General features: G+C 70.2%; 9 protein-coding genes. 4 read left to right on the forward strand and 5 right to left on the reverse strand.

Translation table 11 applies throughout. The features are described 5' to 3' along the window. The first annotated feature begins 11 nt into the window (after nt 1-11). Nucleotides 12-773 carry an ABC transporter ATP-binding protein gene (locus tag ACIA5D_RS40935; RefSeq protein WP_396035930.1) on the forward strand — a complete coding sequence of 254 codons (762 nt, stop codon included), beginning with the start codon at nt 12-14 and terminating at the stop codon, nt 771-773. Here the strand turns inward: ACIA5D_RS40935 and mdlC are convergent. The 5 genes from mdlC to ACIA5D_RS40960 all read right to left on the reverse strand — a co-directional run bounded on the left by mdlC (nt 756) and on the right by ACIA5D_RS40960 (nt 6,360). Then, nucleotides 756-2,333, reverse strand: coding sequence for a benzoylformate decarboxylase (mdlC, locus tag ACIA5D_RS40940; protein WP_396035931.1), 1,578 nt, complete (start codon nt 2,331-2,333; stop codon nt 756-758). The genes ACIA5D_RS40935 and mdlC overlap by 18 nt on opposite strands. After that, entirely contained in the window at nt 2,330-3,124 is a 795-nt protein-coding gene (locus tag ACIA5D_RS40945) for an ABC transporter permease (RefSeq protein WP_396035932.1), read from the reverse strand. The genes mdlC and ACIA5D_RS40945 overlap by 4 nt, the downstream gene beginning before the upstream one ends. Beyond that, nucleotides 3,121-3,888 carry an ABC transporter permease gene (locus tag ACIA5D_RS40950; RefSeq protein ID WP_396035933.1) on the reverse strand — a complete coding sequence of 256 codons (768 nt, stop codon included), beginning with the start codon at nt 3,886-3,888 and terminating at the stop codon, nt 3,121-3,123. Before ACIA5D_RS40950 ends, ACIA5D_RS40945 begins: the two co-directional genes overlap by 4 nt. Next, complete coding sequence (locus ACIA5D_RS40955) at nt 3,888-4,853, reverse strand: ABC transporter substrate-binding protein (protein WP_396035934.1); 966 nt, start codon at nt 4,851-4,853, stop codon at nt 3,888-3,890. Before ACIA5D_RS40955 ends, ACIA5D_RS40950 begins: the two co-directional genes overlap by 1 nt. Nucleotides 4,854-4,974: 121 nt before the next feature. After that, nucleotides 4,975-6,360: a cellulase family glycosylhydrolase gene (locus ACIA5D_RS40960; RefSeq protein WP_396035935.1), complete on the reverse strand. Its 1,386-nt coding sequence runs from the start codon at nt 6,358-6,360 to the stop codon at nt 4,975-4,977. Nucleotides 6,361-6,528: 168 nt separating this feature from the next. On the opposite strand from ACIA5D_RS40960, the gene ACIA5D_RS40965 reads away from it, so the two are divergent. From ACIA5D_RS40965 to ACIA5D_RS40975, 3 genes are all read left to right on the forward strand, one after another. Beyond that, nucleotides 6,529-8,874, forward strand: a complete 2,346-nt coding sequence (locus ACIA5D_RS40965; RefSeq protein WP_396035936.1) for an NEW3 domain-containing protein — start codon at nt 6,529-6,531, stop codon at nt 8,872-8,874. Between the two features lie 93 nt (nt 8,875-8,967). Next, nucleotides 8,968-9,444 (forward strand): hypothetical protein, encoded by a 477-nt coding sequence (locus ACIA5D_RS40970; RefSeq protein WP_396035937.1) that lies wholly within the window; start codon nt 8,968-8,970, stop codon nt 9,442-9,444. Between the two features lie 797 nt (nt 9,445-10,241). Continuing rightward, a complete protein-coding gene (locus tag ACIA5D_RS40975) occupies nt 10,242-10,544 on the forward strand; it encodes a hypothetical protein (protein ID WP_396035938.1) in 303 nt (100 codons plus the stop codon). The last annotated feature ends 225 nt before the right edge of the window (nt 10,545-10,769 follow it).

Genomic DNA, 10,769 nt, shown 5'->3' on the forward strand with positions numbered 1-10,769 from the left:
CGGTGAGGTTCATGCTGGAGATCCGCGACCTGACGCACAGCTATGACGAACACGTCGCGCTGCGCGAGGTGACGCTGCGGATCGAGGCGAAATCCCTGGTCAGCATCGTGGGGCCGTCGGGCTGCGGCAAGTCGACGCTGCTGCGCTGCGTGGCCGGCCTGCAGGCGCCGACGAGCGGCGAGGTGCTGCTCGACGGCGAGCCGATCACCGGCGTCCCGGGCGATCTCGCGGTGGTCTTCCAGGACTACAGCCGCTCGCTCTACCCGTGGCTCACGGCGCGGGACAACGTGGCCCTCCCGCTGCGCCGGCGCGGCCTGGACAAAGCGACCAGGCGGCAGAAGGCGATGGAGGCGCTCGAAGAGGTCGGGCTCATCGACACCGCCGGCAAATACCCGTGGCAGCTCTCCGGCGGCATGCAGCAACGCGTCGCGATCGCCCGGGCCCTCGCCTTCCACCCCAAGCTCCTGCTGATGGACGAGCCGTTCGGCTCGGTGGACGCGCAGACCCGCGAGGACCTCGAGGATCTCCTCCTCCAGATCCGGGCGAGCAGCGACATGACGATTCTCTTCGTCACCCACGACATCGACGAGAGCGTCTACGTCGGCGACCGCGTGGTGGTGCTCGGCGGCCCGCCCGGCCACGTCGCCGCCGACCTCCCGGTCATCCTCCCGGGCCCGCGCGAGCAGATCGCGACCCGGGAGCTGCCGGAGTTCGTCGCCCTGCGCGCCGAGGTGGGCCGCCTGGTCCGCGGCCGGCTAGTAGAGCGTCGCTGACGTCGTGCCCACCGGCACGTCGAGCACGTAAGGCCCGTCGTGCGCCAGCGCCGCCGACAGAGCCGTGTCGAGATCGGCCGCTCCGGCAACCCGGCCCGCGTCACAGCCGAATCCCCGCGCCAGCGCGGTGAAGTCGAGCGAGGGGAGATCGGTTCCGGGCACCTCGCGTACGCCGATCCGCCGCCCCAGAGCAGCGACCGCCTCGTATTTCGCGTTGTTCAGCACGACCACGGTCAGCGGCGCCCGGTGCTGGGCGGCCGTCCACAGTGCCTGGACGCAATACATCGCGGACCCGTCCCCCACCACGCAGACCACCCGATCACCCGCGATCGCCCGCCCCACCGCGACCGGCAGGCCCCACCCGAGCGCCCCGCTCCCGGTCGACACGTACCCGCGGGGCCGCGTGATCGGGATGTGCTCGTGCAGCGCGTCCTTGTGCGAGGGCGCCTCCTCCACCAGCACCGCGTCCGCGGGCATCGCTCGCCGCAACGCCTCCAAAACGGACGTGGCCTGCAGCGGATCGGCCGGAGGAGGCGCCACCGGCCGGGAGACTACGGGCGGATCCACCCGCCCCGACGCCGGCTTCACCAGCCGCGCCAGCTCGGCCACCCCGGCCCGTACGGTGGTCAGCACGCTGGTGCCCACCGCCGCCCGAGCGGCCGCCCCCGCGTCGCAATCGAGATGGAACAGCTTTGCGGAGGCGGCGAGGAACGGCCCGGAGGTGTGGACGTGATAGGTGAAGACCGGCGCCCCCAGCACCACCACGACGTCGTTGTCCTCTAGCAGCGACACGATGCTCGACCGCACCGGCGGCAGATACCCCTGGAACAGCGGGTGGTCCTCCGGGAACGCCGCCCGGCTCGGCATCGGCGCCGCCCACACGGCGGCCCGCACGGTCTCGGCCAGCGCGATCGTCGCCTCCCAGGCGTCGTCCTCGTCCACGCCGGGCCCCGCCACGATCGCCGGCGCCCGTGCCGCGTTCAGGGCCTCGGCGACCGACGCCAGCGCGGCCGGATCCGCGACGAAATCCGAGTGCACCGATCGCACCGCGACGGGCTCGGCGGGGGCGTCCCAGTCATCCTCCGGAATGGACAGGAACACCGGCCCGCGCGGCGGCATCATCGCCATCCGGTACGCCTCGGCCAGCGCCCCCGGCACCGACGACGCGCTCTCCGGTTGCCGGCTCCATTTCACGTACGGGCGCGGAAACGTCGCCGGCTCGTCGGCGGAGAGGAACGGCCGCGTCGGCAGCATGGCCCGCGTCTGCTGTCCGGCGATCACCACGAGCGGCACCCGGTCGCGGTACGCGTTGAACACCGCCCCGAGCGCGTGCCCCACCCCGCCCGCCGAATGCAGGCTGACCAACTGCGCCTGTCCACTGCCGATCGCGTACCCGGAAGCCACTCCCACCGCCGACGCCTCCTGCAACGCCAGCACGTACCGGAAGTCGGACGGCCAATCGCGCAGCATGCGCAGTTCCGTGGAGCCCGGGTTGCCGAACCAGGTCGTCATGCCGGCTTGCCGGCAGACGTCGAAGAATGCCTCGCGAACGTTCGTCATGTCGCTGCCTCCACTCTCCGTGCCGAGAGATGCCAGCTCAGGACCCGCCGCTCCACCGCCAGCAGCATCATGTTGAGTGCGTATCCCAGAATGCCGAGCAAGACGATCGCGGCCCAGACCGTCTCGTAGTCGAATCGCGTGGTCGCCTCGACCAGCTGGAAGCCGATGCCGTTCGCCGCGCCCGGCTGCAGCTCGGAGAAGACCATCAGGATCAGCGACAGCGACAGGGCGAGCCGCAGCCCGGCGAAAAGCTTCGGCATGGTGGCCGGCAGGATCACGAACGCGAGCCGCTCGGGCCCGGTCAGCCGGAACGCGCGCGCCGTCTCCATCTGCAACGGCTCGACCGTGCGTGCGCCGTCCGCGGTGTTGAGCAGCACCGGCCACACCACGCTGAAGACGATCGACGCGATCTGCATCGGGGCGCCGAGCGAGAACAGCACGATCAGCACCGGGACCAGCGTGGGCGGCGGAATCGCGCGAAAGAACTGCAAAACCGGGTCAAAGATTTCGTACGCCCAGAGCGAGCGCCCGATCGCCACACCGAGGACGATTCCGATCAGCGCGCCCCCGAGAAATCCGAGCGCCAGCCGCCCGAGGCTGGGCAGCACGTTGCCGGTGGCCATGTCGGTGAGGAACAGCCGCGAAACCGGGCCGGAGAACCACAGGTCGTACATCCTGCGCACGATCGTCGCCGGGGTCGGGAAGAAAGGGTCGGCGGCCGCGGCGGTGGCCGCCTGCCAGGCGGCCACCGCCAGCGCGAAGACCAGCCATCGTTGGGCCAGGCGGTTCATCCGGGCGTTCCGTTCCGGTACGCCCAGAAGAACAGTCGCCGCTCGCCGCCCCGCAGCAGCGCGTTGATGGCGAGGCCGAGCGCCCCGGCCCAGACCGTCGCCGCAAGCGTGTCGGTGGTGCCGCCGGGATAGTTCGCGGCCGACGCGATGAAGATGCCGATCCCCTCGCCGAATCCGCCGAACATCTCGGCGGTCACCGCGAGGATCAGGGCGACCGCCGCGGCCATCCGCACCCCGGTGGCGATGAACGGCGCGGTGGCCGGGATGGCGACCCGGCCGAGCACGGCGAGCCGGCCGAAGCCGAACGCGCGCAGCGTGTCCCGGGCGACCGGATCGACGTCGCGCAGGCCGTAGATCGTGTTGAACAGGACCGGCCAGACCGCGGCGTACACGATGACGGTCAGTTTCATCTCCAGGCCGGTGCCGACCAGCATGGCGACCAGCGGGATCAGCGCCACCGACGGGATCGGCCGGAGGAACTCGACGATCGTGGTGACCGCGCGGGCGATCGGCGGGATCGTGCCGAGCACCAAGCCGAGCGGCACCGCGACCGCCGTGGCGATCAGCAGCCCGAGCGCCCAGGCGGTGAGCGTCGCGCGTATGTCGGCAAGGAATTCGCCGTCGACGGCGAGCTCGCCCGCCCGGGCCAGGATCGTCGAGGCCGGCGGCAGGAAGTCGCGGTGCACGATCCCGGCCCGGCCGAGCGCCTCGCTCGCGAGCAGGACGACCAGAACTCCCGACAGGCCGCGGAGAAAACGACCCATCAGGGCTGGAACACGATCGTCGTGGCGTCGATCCGGTTGGTGAGCTGGCCCTGCTCCTTCATCAGGTCGATGAGCTTCTGGATCCGCTGCGGATCGTTCGCGGTCGGGAAGCCCGGCATGGTCAGCTTCTTCGACACCTCGGGGTCGACGTTGCGGATGTACGTGGGCAGCACTTCTTCGACCTTGGCCCGGTCGCCGGCCGCGATGCCCTGCGCCTTGGCGATGGCCCGCTGGAACGCGGCCGCGGTTTTCGGGTTCTTCCCGGCCCAGCCGTCGAGCGCGAAGTAACCGTCCATCGGGATGCCGGTCACCGGCGCGGCGCCGCCGTCGACCGCCATCCGCGCGCCCAGCTTGACCTCGGCGTCGGTGAGGAACGGCTCGTTGACGTGGATGGAATCCAGGTCGCCCTTCTGCATGGTGGCCGCCATCTGCGGGAACACCACCTGGCGGTACTGGATCTTGGCAGGGTCGACGCCGTTCTCCTTCGCGATCGCGTTGAGCGTGATCGCCTGGATGTTGTTGAGCACGTGCACCGAGACGCTGCGCCCGGCGAGGTCCTTGATGGACTTGATCGGCGAATTGGGCATGACCAGCACGGCCATGAACTTGGGCGTGAGCGTGGTGCCCTCGGCGATCAGGTTGATCGGCAGGTCGCCCTTGTCGTGCCCGAGCAGCATCGACGCGTCGTTGGCGAAGACGACGTCGATCGCGCCGTTCTTGAGCGCCGGGTACGCCTGCGGCGACGACTGCACCGGCTGCGTCTCGACGGTCAGCCCCTCGGCCTCGAAGAGCTTCTCTTTGACGGCGATGTAGTAGGGAGCGTTGGTGACCAGCGAGAGCATGGCCACCTTGATCTTCGGTTTCTCCAGGCCGGAGCTGTTGGCCTGTTGGTCGCCGGAGTCGCCACATGCGACCAGCAACGACGCGAGCAACAGGAACACGGCGGGAATGCGGATCCGATTCATCGTTTCTCCTCCCCAAGGAGACGAATCACCGGAATATAGCCCTATCCCATCGGTAAAAGATATTCACGCAGGTCAGTGATAACAGTTGGGACCCGGTTGGACCGGGCCCCAGCGATAGGGGTCAGCTTGCCGCGCAGCTCAGCGCGGGCACGCTGTTGGTGCTGTTGTTCCACGACCCGAGGAAGCCGAACGCCGTCGTGGCGCCGGCCGAAAGCTTGCCGTTGTAGCTGACGTTCCGGGCGGTCACGGCCGAGCCGCTGCTGGTCACCGTGGCGCTCCAGGCCTGCGACAGGGTCTGGCCGTTGGCGTACGTCCAGGTCACCGTCCAGCCGTTGATGGCGCTGCTGCCGGCGGTCACCTTGACCTCACCCTGGAAACCGGACGGCCACTGCCCGGTGACCGAGTACGCCGCCGTGCAGCCGCCGCTGGGCGGGATGGTCGTCGGCGCCGTTGTGGGCGGGGTGGTCGACGGGGTCGTGGGCGGGGTGGTCGGCGGCGTGGTCGGCGGAGTCGTCGGCGGGGTCGTTGTCGTGCCGAAGATGGTGGCCTGCTTCGACGTGGCCTTGATGCCGTTGGCGCCGTTGACGATCCGCTGACCCCAGGTGGTCAGCTGGGCGGGGTTGAAGCTGGTGGTCATGTCGAGGATCGGGTCGGTGTTGCCCGACCACGACCAGCCGATGTAGCCGATGCCGCGGGCGACCGCTTCCTTGAGGATCGTCTGGTCGTCGACCTCGCTCGAGGAGAACTGCCAGCCGAACTCGCCGATCACGAGCGGCCAGCCCTTGCTCTTGAAGGTGTCGAGGTACGACGTGATCGACGAGGCGGTGTTGAACACCGCGTACATGTGGATCGAGAGCACCGTGTTGTGCTGGGTGTCGGCGTCGAGGATGGTCTGGCCGTTGTCCCGCATCACGTACTGCCAGTCCTGGCCCCAGTTGGGCGCGTCGATCATCAGCATGTGCTGGAAGCCGTTGCTGCGCATCTTCTGGATGGCCGCGACGGTGGCGGCGGTCCACTGGCTCGGGTTGGTGTTGCCGATCGGCTCGTTGCCGATGTTGATGATGACGTAGTCCTCCTGGCCGACCAGCACGCTCTTGAGGCCGATCCAGTAGTTCGCCGCCTGGTCGAGGGTGTAGGCCGCGCCGTCCTCGCCGTACCCGGTGGTGTCGTGGTCCTCGAGGACGCAGATCATCTTGTTCGCCTTGCACAGCGAGATCACGTTGGCCACGTCGGAGGCGGTGTTGGCGGTCCACCGGCCGCCACTGAGCACTACCCGTACGGTATTGGCGCCGGTCGCTTTGATGTTGGCGAACGAGCTGGTCTGGTTCGTGTACCAGGTGTGCGCGTGGTTGATGCCGCGCATGATGAAGTTCGAGCCGTTGGCTTCGACGATGTTCGTGCCGCTGATGCGCAGGCCGGTGGCCGCGTAGGCGGGGCTGACGAACATGACGACCGAGGCGGCGAGTGCGGCCACGACCGTGGCGAGAATGCTGAGCTGTCTTTTCATGACCAGCCTTCAATAACGGGGGAAGGGGACAGTGCCACCCCAGCCCGCCGCTCATGCAGCAGTGCTCGCCCTCGGGATGTTCGAGTGTCTCGAAGTTACCCAGGCGAGTCACCGCCGTCAATATGGGAGCGCTTCCATTGATGAGCGTTGATGCGTACGTTGTGGACCGTGCGCAGACTCCTGGTGACCGCATTGCTTGCGACGCTGGCCGTTCTCCCCGCCTCGCCGGCGCAGGCACTTCCCGACGGGCAGGCCCTCACCCCGCCGATGGGGTTCAACGACTGGAACGCGTTCGGCTGCGACGTCAGCGAGCAGCTCATCAAGGAGACGGCGGACTTGTTCGTCGCCGAAGGAGTCAAAGACGCGGGCTACCGGTACGTCAACATCGACGACTGCTGGGCGCTCAAGGAACGCCACCCGGCGACCGGCAAGCTCGTGCCGGACCCGGTGAAGTTCCCCTCGGGGATCGCGGGCACTGCGGCGTACGTGCACAGCAAGGGGCTCAAACTCGGGATCTACGGCGACGCGGGGACGAACACCTGCGCCGGCTACCCGGGGAGCCTCGGGCACGAGGAGCTGGACGCGCAGACCCTCGCGGACTGGGGCGTGGACTACCTTAAGTACGACAACTGCTACAACGAGTCCGACGGGTCGCAGGCCGAATACATCCGGCGCTACACCGCCATGCGGGACGCGCTCGCGAAGACCGGGCGGCCGATCGTCTTCTCGATCTGCGAATGGGGCACGACGCAGCCCTGGACGTGGGGCGCCGATGTCGGCCATCTCTGGCGCACCACCGGCGACATCAGCGACAACTGGCCCTCCCTGAAGTCGATCATCGCGCAGAACGTGGGGCTCGCGCCGTACGCCGGGCCGGGGCATTGGAACGACCCCGACATGCTCGAGATCGGCAACGGCGGGATGACCGACACCGAGTACCGGACACACATGAGCATGTGGGCCATGATGGCGGCGCCGCTGATCATCGGGACCGACCTACGCGAGGCGTCGCCGTCGACGCTGTCGATCCTGACCAACCGCGACATCATCGGCATCGACCAGGACCGGCTCGGCGTGCAGGGATGGGTCGTAACGGACTCCGGCGGGCTGCTCGTGCTGGACAAGCCGCTCGCCTCGGGCGAGCACGCGATCGCGCTGTACAACTCGACGGACACGCTGGCCACGATCGGCGCCGACGCCTCGGCGACGGGGTTGCCGCGGGCTTCGGCGTATCGGTTGCGCGACGTGTGGACAGGAGCCGTGACCCAGGCACGGCGCACCATCGAGGCGGCGGTTCCCGCGCATGGCGTCGTTGTCTTTCGCGTACGGCCGTCCGGCCCCACCGCCGCAGCTCCGGCCGTGACCGTGGCGGGAAGCAGCGGGACGCTCGTTCCGGGCGCGGGTAGCCCGCTCGCCACGACCGTCACCAACCGTGGCGTCGGCGCCATCACCGATCTCCGGGTCTCGGCCGCCGGGCCGTCGGGGTGGACGGTCACGCCCGCAAGCGTGCGGCGCCGGGCGCTGCACACCGACGAATCGCTCACCGGCGAGTTCTCTCTCACCGCGCCGGCGGGGACGGCCGCGGGGTCCTATCCGGTGACGATCTCCGCCTCGTACGTATGGGGAAGCCGTCACCGGCAGGCCACCGCAAGCACCCTTATGGTGAATGTCGTCAATGCGCCGCCGGCCGGGCGGCGGCATCTGAGCACCCTGCAGCCCGCCTCGGTGAGCGGGGAGGTGTTCTACGACCAGAACAGCGCCGGGAACCTCATCTCGATCGATTCCCGGGTCTACGTGCGGGGGATCGGGACCACCGCGCCGGCCACCCTCGACTACTACCTGGGTGGCACGTGCCGGAGCCTGACGGCCGACGTCGGGGCGGGATCGTTCCAGATCTATGCCGACGACACGCTCGCCGCGTCCGGCTCGTCGCAGACGCTGACCGCCGACCTGACCGGCGCGACCTGGCTGCGGCTGATCACCACCGGGACGGGCCCGGCGGACTGGGCGTCGCCGGTGCTCGGATGCGGATCGTTCGCGCCCGGCGACCCGGTTCAGCCGGCGTCGCGGACGCTGTTCTCGTTCGAGTCCGGCACCGACGGGTTCGGGATCGCCAACGCGGACGGCGGCGGATCGGTCGAGCCGTCGACCGCGTTCAGCACCGACGGGAGCGCCGGGCTGCTCGTGCACACGCCGGTCAACGGGAACTGGTTCGGGCTGGCGCTGCCGTCGGCGCTCGACCTCAGCGAGGCGCCCGGGCTGAAGTTCGATATGCGGACCGACACGCTGGGCAGCGTCGGGGAGATCGCGGTGCAGGTCGGCGACGCGTACACGTGGTGTCAGGGCGGGCAGTGGACCTGGACCAACCCCGGCGGGAGCCGGACCATCGCGCGCGCCTTCGACGAGATCTCCTGCCCCGGCGGCGTGACCCTCGACCCGGCCGACATCCGGGCGGTGTGGGTGTTCCTCAACACGGGAGGAAACGTGTGGATCGACAACGTCCGGGCCGAGTAAGTCTCAGTGTGCCGACGGGCCGGGCATAGGTTGCCGACAGGTCTCGCCCGCACCTTCGAGTGGTGCAGCGCACCCTCTCTGGAAGGACGGACGATGACCACTGATCAGGTCGCACCCCGGCACGAGCCGGTGACGGCGCCCATCGAGGGCCTCACGCCCCTGGCGGCCTCCCCGCAACCCGAGGCCGCCGCGGGTGAATGGGTCCCGCCCGCCGAGGGCTGGGCCTCCGTGCCCGCCAACGCCCCCACCGGGCCGGCGCCGTCGAGCGCCGGCCGGTGGACCGGCAGGAAGGTGATCGCGGCGGTGGCCCTGACGGCGGCGCTGGCGGGTGGCGCGGGCTTCGGCATCGGCATGGCGGTCGACGGCGGGAGCGGCGCAACACAGCAGGGTGGGCCGGGCGGCGGCTTCGGCGGCGGCAACGGCGGCCCCGGCGACGGCATGAACGGCGGCAGCTTCGGCAACCAGCAGGGCACGCAGGACGGCACCACCCAGCAGGACGGGACCACTCAGCAGCAGGATGGGACCGCCCAGCAGGGCACCGTCCCGAACGGAACGGCCTCGACGACCTGACCGCCGCTTTCCCAGGGCGGCGGCCGGCGGGCGCCGCCGCCTACTCGGCTCGCTCGGACCGCTCGGACCGCTCGGACCGCTCGGACCGCTCGGACCGCTCGGACCGCTCGGACCGCTCGGACCGCTCGGACCGCTCGGACCGCTCTGTCTGACACCTCTTGGGGTGAGGGTCTGTTTGAGCGGGCTTTGGCTGTGATGGCCGAGCCGGGCCCGGTGTCGGAAGCGGCAGCCACGGATGACCGCGACGGGCGGCACTCATCCTCGCTGGCCGCCCTCGATCGACTGCCGACGCATGGACGGATCTGCCCGGGTGATGACGGCCCGCGCCCATTGACACCCCGGGCCATGGAAGCCGCCCGATCTCGCCACGGCGGGCTGTGGCGGCGCGGTGCGTCGACTGCGGCAGCGCGGTATGCGGAGGGGGCGTGCGGTTGAGCCGGGCGCGGCGGGCTGCGCGAGTCTCCGCTGTGGTCGGCGCCGATTTCGCCCGGCCCGTCCCACGCCGATGCGATCGGTATTTGCCATCGTCGGTGGAGGCTCTTGAATGGTGTTTGCCATCGCGGAAGAATGACGCGGAACATTGTTGACGGAATGGTAGGCACGGCGCCCGAATATGGTCGGCGCCGCAGGTCGGATGGTGTGTGGTCTTGGCCGACGGGCGCACGAGCCGAGCCACGGTGACGGTTCTTCCGTAACGACCCGATGCGGTAGACCCGTAACCCGCCCCTGCGCCGAGAGATTCGGTCCTGGTCGGCCGAGGTCAGCTGCTCGCCCGCGGCGGGCGTGGCCTGCTGGGTGTGCGCGGGCTGCGTGACCTGCTCGGCTGCGGCGGGAGCGGCCTGCTGGGTGGGCGCGGGCTGCGTGACCTGCTCGGCCGTGGCGGGCGCGGCCTGCTGGATGGGCGCGGGCCGCGTGACCTGCTCGGCCGTGGCGGGCGCGGCCTGCTCGGTGGATGCGGGCCGCGTGACCTGCTCGGCCGTGGCGGGCGCGGCCTGCTGGGTGGGTGCGGGCCGCGTGACCTGCTCGGCCGTGGCGGGTACCGCCGGGGTGGGCTGCGTGATCTGGTTGCCTGCCGGGTGCACCGCCCGCTGTGCTGGTGAGCCGAGGCCCTGGCCGGTGCGGGCGGGAGCGGTCGGCGGCACCGGCGCCACGGCCGCCACGGGGCGCCCAGGTGTGCCGGCGCGACCCGACCAGAGCCGCCGCGCGGCCACCGTCAAGGGTGAACCGTCATCACCGCCGTGCAGACGGCGCAGCTTACGAGCGTGCCGCTCGACAAGCCCCCACGCGCGCTGCCGGGCATGCACGCGACGGAACTCTTCACGCGC

The organism is Actinoplanes sp. NPDC051513, assembly GCF_044454685.1.
In the GTDB taxonomy this organism is placed as follows: domain Bacteria; phylum Actinomycetota; class Actinomycetes; order Mycobacteriales; family Micromonosporaceae; genus Actinoplanes.